This is a genomic window from Cedecea sp. FDAARGOS_727 (assembly GCF_012273235.1).
In the GTDB taxonomy this organism is placed as follows: Bacteria; Pseudomonadota; Gammaproteobacteria; order Enterobacterales; family Enterobacteriaceae; genus Cedecea; species Cedecea davisae.
This window is the reverse complement of the sequence record NZ_CP050966.1, coordinates 4,194,717-4,210,722: the sequence shown is the minus strand read 5'-3', so window position 1 is coordinate 4,210,722 and position 16,006 is coordinate 4,194,717. Positions and strand designations below refer to the sequence as shown.

General features: G+C 57.0%; 12 protein-coding genes and 1 pseudogene. 2 read left to right on the top strand and 11 right to left on the bottom strand.

Going from position 1 to position 16,006, the window contains the following annotated elements:
* Window position 1: 1 nt before the first annotated feature.
* The 7 genes from FOC35_RS19745 to FOC35_RS19715 form a co-directional block, all read right to left on the bottom strand.
* Entirely contained in the window at window positions 2-682 is a 681-nt protein-coding gene (locus FOC35_RS19745; protein ID WP_172569910.1) for a GntR family transcriptional regulator, read from the bottom strand.
* A 4-nt stretch (window positions 683-686) separates the two neighbouring features.
* The gene (gene uca, locus FOC35_RS19740) at window positions 687-4,307 is read right to left on the bottom strand and encodes an urea carboxylase (protein ID WP_172569909.1); all 3,621 of its coding nucleotides are present in this window, start codon (window positions 4,305-4,307) and stop codon (window positions 687-689) included.
* Between the two features lie 9 nt (window positions 4,308-4,316).
* On the bottom strand, window positions 4,317-6,113 hold the full coding sequence (gene atzF / locus FOC35_RS19735; protein WP_172569908.1) for an allophanate hydrolase: 1,797 nt from the start codon (window positions 6,111-6,113) through the stop codon (window positions 4,317-4,319).
* Window positions 6,114-6,343: 230 nt separating this feature from the next.
* Window positions 6,344-6,577 (bottom strand): DUF2526 family protein, encoded by a 234-nt coding sequence (locus tag FOC35_RS19730; protein WP_172569907.1) that lies wholly within the window; start codon window positions 6,575-6,577, stop codon window positions 6,344-6,346.
* Between the two features lie 67 nt (window positions 6,578-6,644).
* On the bottom strand, window positions 6,645-8,243 hold the full coding sequence (locus FOC35_RS19725) for an ABC transporter substrate-binding protein (RefSeq protein ID WP_172569906.1): 1,599 nt from the start codon (window positions 8,241-8,243) through the stop codon (window positions 6,645-6,647).
* A 136-nt stretch (window positions 8,244-8,379) separates the two neighbouring features.
* On the bottom strand, window positions 8,380-9,099 hold the full coding sequence (locus FOC35_RS19720) for a glutamine amidotransferase (RefSeq protein ID WP_172569905.1): 720 nt from the start codon (window positions 9,097-9,099) through the stop codon (window positions 8,380-8,382).
* 98 nt (window positions 9,100-9,197) lie between these two features.
* On the bottom strand, window positions 9,198-10,397 hold the full coding sequence (locus FOC35_RS19715) for an MFS transporter (RefSeq protein WP_172569904.1): 1,200 nt from the start codon (window positions 10,395-10,397) through the stop codon (window positions 9,198-9,200).
* Window positions 10,398-10,489: 92 nt separating this feature from the next.
* On the opposite strand from FOC35_RS19715, the gene FOC35_RS19710 reads away from it, so the two are divergent.
* Window positions 10,490-11,008, top strand: a complete 519-nt coding sequence (locus FOC35_RS19710) for an Lrp/AsnC family transcriptional regulator (RefSeq protein WP_172569903.1) — start codon at window positions 10,490-10,492, stop codon at window positions 11,006-11,008.
* 2 nt (window positions 11,009-11,010) lie between these two features.
* On the opposite strand, the gene FOC35_RS19705 is transcribed toward FOC35_RS19710, so the two are convergent.
* From FOC35_RS19705 to FOC35_RS19690, 4 genes and pseudogenes are all read right to left on the bottom strand, one after another.
* Window positions 11,011-12,072, bottom strand: a complete 1,062-nt coding sequence (locus FOC35_RS19705) for a DUF2955 domain-containing protein (RefSeq protein ID WP_172569902.1) — start codon at window positions 12,070-12,072, stop codon at window positions 11,011-11,013.
* Window positions 12,062-13,122: pseudogene (locus FOC35_RS19700) on the bottom strand (HlyD family secretion protein). Before FOC35_RS19700 ends, FOC35_RS19705 begins: the two are co-directional and overlap by 11 nt.
* 59 nt (window positions 13,123-13,181) lie before the next feature.
* Window positions 13,182-13,640, bottom strand: coding sequence for a MarR family winged helix-turn-helix transcriptional regulator (locus tag FOC35_RS19695; protein WP_172569901.1), 459 nt, complete (start codon window positions 13,638-13,640; stop codon window positions 13,182-13,184).
* A gap of 162 nt (window positions 13,641-13,802) precedes the next feature.
* Complete coding sequence (locus FOC35_RS19690) at window positions 13,803-14,354, bottom strand: flavodoxin family protein (protein WP_172569900.1); 552 nt, start codon at window positions 14,352-14,354, stop codon at window positions 13,803-13,805.
* Between the two features lie 279 nt (window positions 14,355-14,633).
* Here FOC35_RS19690 and FOC35_RS19685 point away from each other — a divergent pair, with 279 nt between their 5' ends.
* Window positions 14,634-16,004, top strand: a complete 1,371-nt coding sequence (locus FOC35_RS19685) for an SrfA family protein (protein WP_172569899.1) — start codon at window positions 14,634-14,636, stop codon at window positions 16,002-16,004.
* The last annotated feature ends 2 nt before the right edge of the window (window positions 16,005-16,006 follow it).

Below are 16,006 nucleotides of genomic sequence, written 5' to 3'. Positions count from 1 at the left end.
GTTAGCCCAGCTTGAGCTTCCGGGCCTGGTGCAGCATATGAAGCGTTATCTGACGAACCTCTTTCTGACTGGCGGCGATATGGTCGTGTAGTCGGGTTTGTGCCTCCTGAAGGTTGCGGTCCCATACGGCGAGCAAAATCTGCCCGTGTTCTGCGTAAGTCGCGGTAACTCGAGGCTGGCGGGTAAAATCCAGCCTGCGCACAATGCGAATTTTTTCGGTGATTTCCCGGTGGATCCTCGCCATTTCCGGGTTGCCCGCCGAGGAAACCAGCGTCATATGAAAAGCCTCATCGTGCGGCGCAACATTCATGCCCTCATCGAGCTGCGGGCTGTCGAGCCAGAATTGTTTAAGCGCCTGCAACGGCTGCGGCCAGTCCGGCTCCGCCCGCAGGCATAGCCGCTTCACCGCTTCAAGCTCCAGCACGATGCGCAGGTCATAAAGTGACTCGAGACTTTCGAAATCCACCGCTTTGATCTGCCAGCCGCTGCGGGGCTGCACATCGACATAGCCTTCCTGTTGTAGGGCATAGAGCGCCTGGCGAACCGGCGTGCGGCTGGCGCTCATGCGGTCCGCAATTTCGTTTTCGCTGAAGCGATCGCCCGGCAGCAGTTGGAAGTCGAAGATCTCCTGCTTTAGCTGCTGGTAAATGCGTTCGGCTACGGCTTCTGGTCGCTTTGGCATAGGCTTACACCGCGTCCAGCCACAGCAGCGCATCTCCCGGCCCCACCGGTCGCCCCTGCAGGCACTGAATGCGCACCACCTTGCCGTCGCACGGGGCGCTGACCAGCAGCTCCATTTTCATAGCCTCGACCACAATCAGCGGCTCGCCCTGCTTCACGCTCTGGCCCGGCTCCACAAGAATTTTCCAGACGTTGCCGTTCAGGTCAGCGCTAACCAGCTGCCCTTCCTGCTCTTCATCCGGCACTCCGGCGGCGAGCAGCGCGCTTTCAACCGCGGCGCTTTCCTGTTCCTTCCAGTGCGCGACTTCGCTGTGGAAGGCGGCCTGCTGGCGGCTGCGGAATGCGGCGATATCTTCTGCGTTGTCGGCAAGGAAGCGGCCGTATTCGGCGAAGTCGAACTCAACCTCTTCAATTTCAATCTGCGCTCGCCCCTCACGGAATGCGGTGCGCAAGCGGGTTAGCACTTCTTCACTTACCGGGTAGAAACGCACCTGGTCGAAGAATTTCAGCAGCCACGGCTCGTCGCCAAACTGCTCGTTTTTGAGGAATTTGTTCCAGATAGGCAGCGTGCGCCCCACCAGTTGATAGCCGCCGGGCGAGTCCATGCCGTAGATGCACATATACATGCCGCCAATGCCCACCGTGCCTTCTGCCGTCCATGTGCGTGCCGGGTTATATTTGGAGCTCAGCAGGCGGTGGCGCGGGTCAAGCGGTACCGCGCAGGGTGCGCCGAGATATACGTCGCCCAGGCCCAGCACCAGATAGCTGGCGTCGAACAGGATCTGCTTCACCTCTTCACGGCTTTGCAGCCCGTTGGTACGCTGAATAAAATCGACGTTGTTTGGCAGCCAGGGCGCCTCCTCCCGCACCGTCTCCCGGTAACGTTCCACCGCAGCCAGCGTGGCGCTATCTTCAAATGCCAGCGGAAGGTGAATCACGCGAGAAGGAATTTTTAGGCCGGTTACGTCGCCAAGCTGTTTTTCCAGACTCAGGAGCAGCGCCAGCAGCTGGCTCTGGGAAATTTGCTGGCCGTCATAGCGAATTTGCAGCGAACGCACGCCCGGAGCTAGCTCTTCAATGCCCGTCTGTCCGGCCTGTTTAATCGCTTTCATCAGCAGGTAAATGCGCAGCCGCAGCGCCAGATCCAGCACGTTGTCGCCGTATTCAATCAGCAGATAGCTGTCTCCCGCCTGGCGATAAGTCACCGCAGGCAGCGCCCCTTCGGCGGCCAGTTGTGCAAGAATAGCGGCGCTGGTCGTCGCACCCGGCTCGATGGAAGGATGCAAGTCAGGCAAGGTGTTTACCGCACAGAGATGGTTGACGGCCACCTGCTGGGCAATTTCCAGCGACTGGGCGTGCTCAAAACTGATGGCGTGAAAACGAATCCGGTCGCCGGGCTTAACCTGCCCGACCTTCCACAACTCGGCTTTGGCAATCGTCACCGGGCAAACAAAGCCGCCGAGGCTTGGCCCGTCTCGCGTGAGGATTACCGGAAAGTCGCCGGTAAAGTTCACCGCGCCGATGGCATATTCGCAGTCGTGAACGTTAGACGGATGCAGCCCCGCCTCGCCGCCGTCGGCTCTCGTCCATTCGGGTTTTGGCCCCACCAGGCGCACGCCGAGACGGTTAGAGTTGTAGTGAACCTGCCATTCGGCGCTGAAGAAGGTTTCCATCGACTCAGGCGTGAAGAAGTCCGGCGCGCCGTGCGGCCCGTACAGCACGCCAATATCCCAGACTTCGCCGTACTGCGGGATAAGCGCCGGTTCCGGGGCCTGCGGCAGGCCGATAGGCGCAGGCGTGGTGCAGGCCGGAAGACCGGGCTGCGAGATAGCCAGCACGTCCGCAATGCGCAGAGTGCGCCCGGCATGGCCGCCAAACTGCCCGAGGGCAAAGGTCGAGCGGCTGCCGAGATAAACCGGCACGTCGAAACCGTTACGCACCGCCAGATAGGTGCGACACCCGCTGCTGGCGCGGCCCAGCTTGAGAACCTGCCCGGCTTTAACCACCGTCGGCAGCCAGAAACTTACCGGCTGGTCGTCAAGCGTGGCCGGGCAAGGCGCGCCGGTGAGCGCAATTGTCGCCTCGCTGTGAAAGCGCAGCGTTGGCCCCTGCAACGTAAACTCCAGCCCGGCGGCGGAAGGATGGTTGCCGACGATACGGTTAGCCAGCCGGGAGGCATAATCGTCCATAGGCCCGGAAGGCGGCACGCCGATGTCCCAGTAGCCCTGGCGACCCGGGCTGTCCTGGATGCTGCTCCAGGTGCCTGGCTCCAGCACCTCAACGGCATGAGCCTGATAACTCACGCTATCCAGCAGGCGCGTCCACATCACGCCCGCTTTAAACTCCGGCAACTGAATAATCTGGCGCAGATAGTCGATATTGGTGGCAATGCCGTGCAGGCGGGTCGCCGCCAGAGCCGCGTTTAGTTTACTTAACGCCTGCTGACGGTCTGCGCCGTGAACGATGATCTTGGCGATCATCGGATCGTAAAACGCGCTCACTTCGCTGCCGGTGCTGACCCAGCCGTCTACCCTGACATCCTGCGGGAAATACACTTCGCTCAAGACGCCAGGCGAGGGCTGGAAGTTTTTCAGCGCATCTTCCGCATAAATACGAACTTCGATGGCCGCGCCCTGAGGGGCTTCCGCCATTTTCTGCCAGTCCGGGGAGTTTCCCGCCGCCACGCGAAGCATGCATTCAATAAGGTCAAGACCGGTTACACACTCGGTTACCGGGTGCTCAACCTGCAAGCGGGTATTCACTTCGAGGAAATAAAAAGCATCCCGGGCCGCATCGTAAATAAACTCCACCGTACCGGTGCTGCGGTAGTTGACCGATTCACCCAGCGCCACGGCAGCACGATGCATAGCCTCGCGGGTTGCCTGCGGCAAATTTGTCGCGGGCGTCTCTTCCACCACCTTCTGATTGCGGCGCTGTAGCGAACAATCACGCTCGCCGAGCGCCACGACCTTCCCTTTGCCATCGCCAAAAATTTGCACTTCAAGGTGACGAGCCTTATCGACAAAGCGTTCGATAAACACGCCGTCATCGCTAAAGAATTGCGCGCCCATGCGCTTAACGCTTTCCCAGGCCTCAAGCAGCATTGCTTCGCTATCGCAGCGCGTAAGGCCGATACCCCCGCCGCCTGCCGTGGTTTTTAGCATCACCGGATAGCCAATTTTTGCCGCCGCCAACTGCGCCTCTGCGAGCGATGTCAGCAGGCCGGTTCCCGGCGTCATGGGGACATCCACCCCGGAAGCCAGTTCACGGGCGCGGTGCTTCAGGCCAAAATCGCTTATTTGCTGCGCGGTTGGGCCGATAAAAATGATGCCAGCGGCCTCACAGGCTTCGGCAAACTCGGCCCGTTCTGAGAGAAAACCATAGCCGGGGAAAATCGCCTCCGCGCCGCTCTCTTTGGCAGCAGCCAGAATTTTTTCAATATTCAGGTAAGTGTCACCGGCTTTGTCTCCACCCAGAGCAATAGCCATATCGGCGTCAATAACGTGCTGCGCGCTGGCGTCGGCGTCCGAATAAACGGCAATGCTGGCAATGCCCATTCGCTTCAGCGTGCGGATGGCACGGCAGGCAATTTCACCGCGGTTGGCTATCAGTACCTTGCTAAACATGTTCCCTCCTCAGGCGCTATGATGGCGAGCGAGCCAGGCTTTCCAGCCGCCCCACGCGGTAATGTCCGTCGCGCCTTCTGTTGCGCACGGTTCACAAATAAAGCCTTTCACGCTGCGCCCGTCGTTCAGGGTGAGCGTGCCAATGCCAAGCGGAGCCGGGATCTCGGCAACAAATTCCCCGAAACGAGCCAGCGGGATGTCCCAAAGCTCAACGGCAATCGGCTGCCCCTCTGCCGCTCGCACCAGGCCAGGTTTTGGCGGCTGGGTATTAGCTAAGGCGTACAGGCGGTAGGTTTCGGCGGTGTGCGTTTCTTCGATAAACACCGCATTACGATCGGTAAGCTGGTGGTTCAGCGGCATACCGCGCAGATGAGCGCCAACGACCGCCACGCGCACGTAGCCCTCATTCGGAGTAAAAGGCCGGGTCGCAGGCAGTTTCTGCGAGGTGGCTCCTGCTTGCAGACCAGACTGGTTTTGCCAGACCGAGCCGAAGTGGCTGAGCGCGGCGTCATGCCAGGCTGGCGCAATCAGCGTTATCCCCGCAGGCAAACCGTCGGCACGGAAATCAGCGGGCAGCGCCAGTGCGCTGAGATCGGCGAGATTTGTGAAGTTGGTATAAGTGCCAAACTGCGAGTTGTAGCGCACAGGCTCATCCCGCATTTCCGCGATGGTATGGATAGTTGGCGAAGTCGGCACGACCAGCGCGTCAAATTCCGCCAGTTGCTGATTGATACGGCGCGACAGCCCGGCGCGGGTATATTCGGCCTGCCAGGCATCGCAGGCTGAGTAATTCAGCCCACCCGCAACAATGCCGCGCACGGTTGGGTCCATGGCTTCCGGGTGTTTTTCAAAAATCTCTTTTACCGCCACGGTACGTTCTGCAACCCATGCGCCGTAATAGAGCTGCTCTGCGAGCGTGATGAAGTCGCTGAAATCAATGGCAACCAGCTCCGCGCCCATTGCCATCAGCCGCTCCAGAGAACGTTGAAATGCATCTTCGCTCTGCGTATCGCCGAAAAACTCCAGCCGGTCTGGAATGGCAAAACGCATAGCCGGGTTGAAACGAGCCGGAGCGGTGTTGGGATTCACGCGCGAATAGGGATCGAGCGGATCGAAGCCGCCCGCCACACTGGCAACCATGCTGGCATCTGCTGCGGTATGGGCGAAAATAGATACGCAGTCATTAAGGCGGCAGGCGGGCACCACGCCCGTGGTTGAAAGCCAGCCTTTGGTCGGCTTTAAGCCCACAATATTGTTAAACCCGGCGGGTACGCGGCCGGAACCTGCCGTGTCGGTTCCCAGCGAGAAGCAAACCAGGCCCCGGGCCACCACGGAGGCAGAGCCAGAACTTGAGCCGCCGCTCACATAATCCGGGTTAAAGGTGTTTACCACCGCCCCAAAAGGCGAACGTGTTCCCACCAGGCCGGTAGCAAACTGGTCGAGGTTGGTTTTGCCCACCACGATTGCCCCGGCTGCTTTAAGGCGCGCAATTACAGTGGCGTCTTTGCCCGGTTGATAAGTAAATTCCGGGCAGGCAGCGCTGGTTGGCATCCCGGCAACATCGATATTATCTTTAACCGCAAACGGTGCGCCTAATAAGGGAAAATCATCCACCGTTTTCGTTCCGGCATTTAACGCCTGCAACAGAAAATTTAGCTGGTCAGCTATTTGCTGCTCGCTTGCAATATAAATCCAGGCATTATCCTGCCGGGAAATATCCCTCATCAGCCGGCGGTAAGCGCCGACGAGAATGTCGGGCTGCGGGCGGTAATCATTAATCCACTGCGATAACAGAGCGACTGTCATAAACTGGCATCCCAACTGGTATACAAGATGGAATAGATAAAGCAATTACAATGCCAGAATATTTAACCTGTTAACTAACAATAACATAGGGTTTATGGATAAGTTTTAATTATATTGATCGCACCGTTATGGCGCTTTATTTTAGTGCGGATGGCTTATTCAGAGGAGATATCCGGCGACCGCATCTTCCGCCGGATATATTATTTGAAGTGATACCGTGAGCAGGCAGTTTAAATAATAGTGCCGCTGCGCGTCAGTAACTCGCGGCGTTCTTCGGTTTCTTCTTTATGATGATTGCCCTTGTGGGCAATGGCGATACGCAGGCGCTGCTGCTGGGCGTAGCGACCTTCACGCGTTAACTCCGCGTCTTCACTTAATTCGATCAGTAACTCGTTCATATGAACAATGACGTCTTCGGCAATTGCCGCGTCTACACGGCTGATAACGTCTTCAAGGTGAGCCATAGATATTCCTTACGGTTCTTACAGGGGTTCGCCCCTCACACCTGCATTCGTGAGGGGCGAGAGTGTCTTAGTCCAGCTTCGCTTTAGAGAAGTCGCTTCCGGCCAGGCTCACGCTGTAGCCGCTGACGTTGCTGCGGGTAACGTAGAAGGTTTTTCCGTTAGCCAGCGCAATCCACGGAGCCTGCTGGTAATAAACCTGCTGAGCCTGAACGTAGAGTTTAGCGCGGGCGGCCGGGTCGCTGGTGAGCTTGGCTTTCTGTACCAGAGCATCGTAGTTTTTATCGCACCAGCGGGCAACGTTGGAGCCGCTGGCAACGCTGCCGCAGCCCAGCAGCGTATCCGCGAAGTTGTCCGGATCGCCGTTGTCGGACATCCAGCCAAACAGCGCGGAGGAGTGCTCGCCTTTGCGCATCCCGGCCAGATATTCGCCCCATTCATACGTCACGATTTTGGCGTTAACGCCAACTTTCGCCCAGTCGCTCTGGATCATCTCGGCAATACGGCGTGAATTTGGATTATAGGGACGCTGCACCGGCATCGACCACAGGTCGGTATCAAAGCCCTTATCCAGCCCGGCTTGCTTCAGCAGCGCTTTAGCTTTCTCCGGGTTGTAATCGTAATCTTTTAAATCTTTGTCATAACCGAGCATGGTCGGCGGGATCGGGGATTTAGCCACCGTGCCGGAGCCCATGAACACTGCGTTAACGATGGCTTTTTTATCCACCGCGTAGTTCAGCGCCTGGCGCACCAGAGCATTATCAAACGGCTTTTTGCCGGTGTTAAACGCCAGATAGCCTACGTTCAGGCCGTCGATGCTGTGCAGCGCGAGGTTTTTATCCGCCTTGATGGCGTCAAACTGCACCGGGCTGGGTGCCGGGATAATCTGGCATTCGTTTTTCTGCAACTTGGCCAGGCGCGTTTGCACGTTAGGCGTAATAGAGAAGATCAGGTGCTTAGTCGGCACCTCGCCTTTCCAGTAGTTCGGGTTGGCAACATAGCGGATCACCGAATCGATTTTGTAATCCTGTAGCGCATACGGCCCGGTGCCGATAGGGTTGTTATCCACGCGCTCCGGCGTGCCCGCTTTTAGCATCGCATCGGCATATTCCGCCGAAAGAATAGAAGCGAAGTCCATGCCCCAGTCGGCAAGGAAGGCGGCGTTCGGCTCTCTGAGGGTGAACTGAACGTGGTAATCATCCAGTTTTTTCACATCGACAATAAGCTTGTCCAGCCCGACGTCGTTAAAGTATTCGTAATTCGCCTGGGAGACTTTGTGGTACGGGTTGTTGGCATCTTTCTGGCGCATGACCGAAAACACCACATCGTCGGCGTTGAAGTCGCGCGTCGGCTTAAAGAATTTATTGCTGTTGAACTTCACGTCCTGACGCAGCGTAAAGGTATATGTTTTGCCGTCCGGGCTGATTTTCCATTCTGTTGCCAGTGAAGGGATCGGCGTATTGTCGCTCGGGTTGAAATCAATCAGGCGGTTATAGAGCGTTTGCGAGCTGGCGACAAAGCTTGGGCCGGAGCTGGCGATTTGCGGGTTAAAGGATTCCGGAGAGGCTTCAGAGCAGTAGACCAGAGTGCTGTTTGCCGCCGCCATTGCGCCGCTCGCCGGGAGGAGCGAGCTCAGCAGCAGGCCGAGCAGAGTTTTCCCTGTAGACATGTTGTTTGCCTTTTATTTGCTTGCCAAATGGTTGATCAACTTATTATTACTCACAGTAATAACAGCACAGCATGGCGCCACAATCAAACAGCAAACATCCGGTTTCCTGTGCAATGGTGGCGGTTAAGGTGTGTATTCAGGCAGATGGCAATACAAAACGCTGCAAAATGGCTCTGGCTTCAGGCGTTCCACTGACCTCGCTCAGCAAGGCCTGTTTGTCTTTGCCCTTCAGCGCCGCCCGCTCGCTGCGGCTGGCAATTATCTTGTTCATCACCGAGGGGGTGAATTCCGGGTGGAACTGCACCGAAATCGCGCTCGGCGTGTAGCGGATAATCTGGTTGGCGTCGTGGGAGGACGCTCCGAGGCAGACCGCGCCCGGAGGCAGTTCCAGCACGCTTTGCTCATGGCTTAAAAATACCGGAAACGCCGGGGAAAGATGAGCGAGCGCCGGGTCTTTTTGGCCCGCCGCGTTTAGCTCAACCTGAAGTTGCCCGACCTCACTTCCCTGCGGGTGGTAGTCCACTCGCCCGCCCAGCGCATAGGCGATAAGCTGATGTCCGTAACAGACGCCAAACAGCGGCGTTCCGGCGGCCACCACCTGTTTAATCCATTCCGCCGTGCGCTCGCTCCAGGCTTCGTGCTCGGTCACCATCGACCAGGAGCCGGTAATTACCGCAGCCTGAAAGGTCTCCGGCGCAGGCAGCGGCTCATCCAGGAACGGGCGAACAATTTTAAGCTCGACATCCGGGTGCTTTAGCGCCGCCTCAAACCACGACGGCTGGTCGCCCACCGCGTTGCGAATATCGACCGGCGGCCGCCCCATCTGCACCAGCAGAACTGGCAATTTTTCACTCATGCGTAAGTCATCCTCAGCGTAATCCCGATGCTCCAGAATTAGCACAGGCCGCCGGGGTTGTCTCAGACAAAAAAGCTATAAAATGTAAGCCAGAATGTTCAATCTGCTGCCCTGATTGCCTGACCGGCGAAGTCCCTCCACAGGCAGGTAAGCACCGCGAGAACGGTTAAACCCAGCGAAACCAGGGCCGCCAGTGCAAAGCCATGATGAGTGTAGAGTGGCCCATAGCCGCTGCTCCCGGCAAAGACCGCAAGGTAGGTTACGGCGCTGTTCAGCCCCATCAGCGTGCCGCGCTTTGCCGGATCGATTGCCGTAAGCCGCTGAATCAGCAGATTGACGCCCAGATGGTTAACCAGCCCAAGCGTAAACAGCAGGAAAATGACGGCCATAAAGCTGCCGCCCAGCAAGGCCAGCCCGAGGTAAACCGCTGCCGCTACCAGCAGCACGGGCTGCATCAGCCTTCGGGTGCCAAGCTTATCCACCATGCCGCTAAGAAATGCCGCACAGCCAAACCCTGCGCCGTAGGCCACGGCTACTACGCCGTTTGCCGTAACCGGCAGGCCCAGCCCCTGATGGAGATGATCGCCAAGGTAAGCATACAGCCCATAAAAAGCGGTCATAAAAACGCCGCAAACCATCAGCAAGGATTTTATGCCGGGTAAACTCAGCGCAGAAAGCGGAGACGGCGCGATCCCGGCAGCCGGGCGATCCTGCATGTTTAAGCGGATAAGCGCGAATAACGCCAAGGCCGCCAGCCCGCTCACAGAAACGTAAACCGCGCGCCAGCTAATCAGCTCGGTAAGAACCACCGAGAAGGAAACGCCCGCCACCATACTCAGCGTCCAGCCGGTCAGCACTTTGCCAATGGTCCGGCTCTCCCTGCCCGGCTGAGCGATGGCCGCGGCGCTGGCATAAATAGCGGGTAAGGCGATCCCGGAGGCAACCCCGGCAATAAGCTGAGAAGCAACGAACAACGTGACGGACGGTGAAGATGCGCAGAACAGCAGAGCCGCACCCAGCAGGCTCATGGTGAATTTCAGCATTCTGGCCGAACCAACCAAATCAATAAACCGGGCCAGGAATAACGCGCTTGCTGCCGTCCCGAGACCAAAGGCCGCAGCGGCCATCATGACCGCCGGCACAGTCGCGCCGAGTGAAGCGGCCACTTCAGGGCCAATAGGCCCCAGCACCATTGAGTTTGCGCCGATTACGCCGACGCAGCCGGTGAGTACATATACGGCTTTAGAGGATGTCAGAGACGGCTCCGGATGACACTCCAGACACTGGCTAGTTTTCATATTGCTTCCAGGATAACGATTAGAACTTGACTTATATTCGATAAAAACCAATTTTAACCGAATGAAATTCAGGATCATCAGCCAGAGGCAATATGAAAAAAGAAACAGATAGTATTAAGCAGAACGGCGTGGCGGAGCGAAATATCAATGCCGCCGACCGAAGAATATTAAGCGCGCTGGTGGAAGATGCCACCATCAGCTATGCGGATCTGGGTGAAAAGGTGGCGCTTTCCGCTCCGGCGGTGCACGAAAGAGTTAAGCGGCTGCGGCGCTCAGGCGTCATTCAGCAGACCTCCGCGATTATTGACCCGAAAGCTATCAACAAGAACCTGCTGGCCTTTGTCCACATTGACACCAAAGGCTGGGGAAAAACGCCGGATCTGCTGCGTATCTCCGCCTACCCGGAGGTAGAAGAGATCCATTCTGTGGCGGGCGATACCTCAATGTTGCTGAAAGTCCGTACCGAGGATTCACATGCCCTGGAGGCCCTGCTCGCCCACCTCTACGAGATTAACGGCGTGCTGGCGACCAGAACCTACATTGTGCTTTCGACCTACCTCGAACGCCCCGTTCAGCCCGGCATCACCAGCGACTGGCCGGGGCAGGAATAGCCTTACTTCATCACATAGCGCGTTGAGGCGAAATTATTCAGCAACTTATGGACAATAAAAGTGACCGCCAGAGTGCCGATAATCGCCACCGAAACCGATGAAATGCGGTACAACGCGCTAAAAACAATGTCCTGATTCGGGTGCATGTATTGCCCGAACATCAGCGCCAGGGTGGTAAGAATAGAGAAACCAACGCCCGGCCCCACTTTCTCAAACACATGTATACGCGCCGCGAGTAAAAAGCCCAGGCTAATCAGCGGCATCAGCAAAATCAGGTGGCGGCTGAAGTCATAAATAACCAACTGCACCAACAGAGCATAAATACAGCCTGCCACCACACCAACAATGCGCCACCACGAAGAAAGGATCGCCCCACGAAAGTGCATCGGGAACAGCGCAAATATTCCGGCCATCAGCGCCGCCAGCGAATCATTCAGCGTGTAAATTTGAAACACCGTAAACAGGAGAGTAGCGGTAATCGAAGCCAGCAGCGTTTCATGCATTACCCTCGCCCCATCCTTTTGGATGGCGGGAGGCGGCTGCCGTGGCTCTACGTCGGGCAGCAGGTAACAGCCCAGCGCCGAAAGCCCGACGGCCAACAGGCTGCCGATGATGTTTGAAATCATCAGGTCGCTCATGTCCGTTGTCGGGTAGCTGAGAAAGTTCGCCATCACGCTCAGGCAAACCACGCCCATTGAGCCGAAAAGAAAAAGCGGCCCGCGGCTCATCAGGTAGAACCGCACCATATACATCAGAAAAACGATAATTGTCATCGGCAGCGGGTATGTCGCCAGCACGGTGAACAGCACCGTCATTTCAACGCAGTTAATCAGGGCGTTGGCTATCATCTGCCGGGCAATGTGGCCGTTAAATATCGGCACCAGCCCGGTCAGCATTATCGGATAGACAACGTAAAACACCCCGTACTGAGTATTCACCCAGCTATAGACAAACATCCCGATGCAGCCCGCCATCACGATGCGCAGCATATGGCGGAAGTCATTACCGCTGAAGGGTGTCGGCTTATTACGCTTGAGCGGGCCGAGGATAAATTTAATAAACATAGTGCAGCCAGCTCACCAGTTTTATCTGCATGCTGCCGATAAACGAGGCAAATGCCGAGGGAGAATTGTATAGCTGAACCGTTGCTCTGGCACCCGCAGGCAGAGCGGGCATGGCCTCGCCTTCAAGCGTCAGGTGGATACGCATTCGCTGCGCGTCACGCACCCAGCGGTTTGAGGTTTCAGGGGCCGATAGCTGGCCGTTGATGGCCTGCTGCCCCGTAAAACGCCCGCATCTTTGCTGGAGACATGTGCTTTAAACACCTGCCCCGGCAGGCCGTCAAAGACGATATCTGCGGCGGTATTGGGCAGGGTTTTACTCAGGCTTTTTTCGCGAAAATCAGCCACGATATCGAGATTATCGCTCACCAGCGCCAGCGCGGGCGCTCCGGCTCCGGCATACCAGCCCTCTTTCAGTTGCAGGTTACTGATTACCCCGTCGCTGCTTGCTACCACGCGGGTGTAATCCAAATTCAGCCGGGCATCGTTGAGCAGGTTACGGTACTTCTGTAGGGTGACGTTTTGCTCATCGCGGCTGCCGCGTGAAATAACCAACTGATCGAGCGCGGCCTTCAGGTTATTGACGTTTTGCTCAGCGCTCTGCCAGCGCGTGAATGCGGTATCTAAATCCTGCCTGGATATCAGGTTGCCGCTGCTCAGGCCGTTGTAGCGGTGATAGCTGCGCCCGGCGTTATCGGCGTCGAGCTGCGCCGCTTTGATTTTCGCCCGGCTGGCAGCAATCTGCGCATCAATTTGCTGGTTATCCAGAATCGCCTGCCGGTAGCCAATTTCCGCGCGCTCGAGCTGGTTCTGATAAGGCTTATTATCGATTTCAAACAGCACGTCGCCCTTTTTCACCAGACTGTTATTGCTGACGTAGATATGCGTCACGTAGCCGGAAATGCGGGAAGATATCGGGGTAACAACGCGCATAACAGTTGAGTCCGGGGTTTGCGGCACCCAGATATCAGCGGCAAGAAAATAGAAAAACATTGCGGCAAACAGCGCCAGCGTCACTTTTACCCAGCGGGTAAATCGTTGTTCAGGGGTCATAACTACTCACAAAAAGAGGACAAAAACGGGCCGCTCATGCCGCAGCCAGAAAAAAGGTATTAGCGAATTTTGATCATGTTGGCCGCGAGCTGGTTAACCGTCTGGCTAAACTGCTCGAGCTGTTTCTGAGGAATGTCCTGCGCAACCTCAAGCTGGCAGCGCTCGACGGTTTCGCTCACGGCTTTAATCGCCTGCCTCCCCGATTCCGTCAGCGAGATAAACTTCACCCGGCGATCTTTCTCATCCGGCATGCGGGTCACATAGCCCTCCTTCTCCAGCACCGCGAGGGTTCGGGTCAGTGGAGGTAAATCAATGCCCTGCGCCCTGGCAAGATCCGTCACGGTCGTTTTATCCGCCGCGACGCTAAGCTGCATCAGCACCGTCCAGCTGCATTGGGTCAGGCCGGTAAAAGCGACGGCGTCATCAACAATCCCTCGCCACAGACGAACCAGCATCGCCAGACGCATACCCAGCGGCCGGTCGGCAAAGCCTGCTATATCGTACTTATCTTCATGCATGATGGGTTCCTGCCGGGAAATAGTTACTTTGATAGTTATCATGATAACTATAACTTTGGAAATTAAAACCGATAATCACCAGGGGTAATCAATACGGGGAAATAGCGGGTGGGATAAAACAAAAAAAGCGCCCGCAGGCGCTTAGAAGGTGAAAGGCAGGATTTAGCTCAGGCGAGCGGCTACATCGGCAACGCGAGCGCCATATTTAACCGCAGTGTCCAGGTCGCCCTGGGCAATTTGCTCTGCGCTGGCATCGGCTGGAGACTGGACCAGCAGGCCAACGGAGCCGCCGAGGTTGTTAACGTCGTCGCGGGTTGCCGCCAGGGTGTTAGAAGGCAGTTGACCGAGGCTGACCCAGATCCCGCCGTGCTGGGAGGCAAGGGTCTGCATCCACTGCAGGCTAACCTGCTTGTCGCCGTTCAGGCTGGCGCTGTTGGTGAAGCCGCCGAACACTTTGTCCTGCCAGCCGCGGGTGAACCAGACTTTGGAAGAGGCATCGGCGAACTTCTTGAACTGCCACGGAACGTTGCCCATGTAGGTTGGTGCGCCGAAGATAATCGCGTCGGCGTCGTTAAGCGTTTGCCAGTCTGCTTCCTGAATATCGCCATTGCTGTCAACGGCGATAAGTTCGGCGCTAGCGCCTTTGGCGACATGCTCCGCCACTCGTTTGGTGTGGCCGTATCCGGAAAAGTAAATAACAGCGATTTTAGCCATAATTTTTCTCGACATGGTTAGTGGAAAGGCTCCGGCCAGATGGCCGCAAAACTTCATCCATCCTCACCTTCTTTTACTTACAGGTCAAGAAGTTACCCGACCGTAAGTTACTTACCTGCGGGTAAGTATCGGCTTTGTAGTTAAGCCACTGTTGTATCTAATAGCCAGATAATTTACCCATTTTGCCGTCTCTTCTGCCGTTTGACTTAGGGCCGCCTGGTTAAAATGCTAAGCGTGAAGGTGGCTCTCGGGTGAGCCGTTAACAGCAGGATTGATGACGTGGCAAAAACATTATTGCGCAGTGGATGCCTTGATGACTTTCTCGCACTGGGCGAAAACGGTCAGGCGGTGTTTGATTCGGCGTTTCAGATACGCGAAACCTTACGCCTTCGTAAGCAGCAGGCCGTCGCCGACGCGCTGGCTATTCCCCAGCCGAACGATGAAGGTGACCGGGTAGACTGGTATTCTCCGCAGGAAGGCAGCGTGACCAGCTGGGCCGCCGCCAGCGATGAAGAACGCCGCACCGCCCTACGCTACCTCGATAATTGTCTGTCTAACGTGGCTTCGCTTAGCGCCCGCTGCCAGCAGGCGGAAAAAACTTCCATTCGCCTGTTTGGTGCCCTGCTCGAGAAAGCGCTGCAATTTCCCGGCAGCCAGCACGTTTACCTGGTGAACGGTAAACCAGTTATCACTTTTTGGGGCTTTGTAAACCTGAACCAGGGCGCGCGTGACGATGTGCTTGGATGCCTGCGTGCGGTCGAACCGCGTGAGCCGGAGATTGCTTTTATCCCGGAAGAGGTAATGCCGGAGCCGGAGCCTCTGCCGGTAGTGATTAGCGAGCCGGAAAAACCGCTGCTCGAAGCGCCGGTTGCGCTCCAGGCCTCAGATGAATCGCCGGTGTACAGCATTGGCCCCGCCCCTGCTAACGCCGCCGTGGTTGAAGAAACACCTGAAGTTCAACCGCAGCCCGCTTCCGCGCCTCAGGCCCGACGCCGCTGGCTACTGCCGGTAGCCGCCGTGGTTGCTCTCGCCGTTGCCGTTCCAGTTGGTTATTTCCTGATTTCAGGCCAGCAGCCCGCATCGGTAGCCGTTGCCCAGGCCGAGGTTGTGCCTCAGCCTGGTGCCCCGCAGCCCGTTCAGGCGGTCGAGGTGGCTAAAAATAGCCTGCCGCTGACCCAGGCCGAAGTCGTGGTGCCGCCAAAACCCGAGCCTGCGCCAGTAGCCGCCCCGGAGCCTGAAGTTATTGCCGTGGCCGCCGACGTACCGAAGAATGCGCTGATCCTCCCTGCCGAGGCGTTAAAGATTGGCTCCACCAAATTCCTCAACGGCACCTGGCGGGCACAGATCAACTTTAGCGATCCTATCACCGGCAAGCCGCCGAGCCTGCGCTACCAGATTGCCAACAACAAAGGCAGCGTGCGCCTGGTTTACGGCGACAATGTAGTCTGTAAAGCCGAAGTCTTCTCCGGCCTGCATCAGTCCGGCGCGTTGATGATTAAAACTCGCGGCAGCGCACGTTGCAGCGACGGCAACCGCTACCCGATGCCGGAAGTCACCTGTAAGACCGGCAGCAACAGTGCCGCAGAGTGCACGGGCCGCTATGAAAACGACAAAGTCGTGCCTATCACCTTCCGTAAAGTGAGTAACTGATA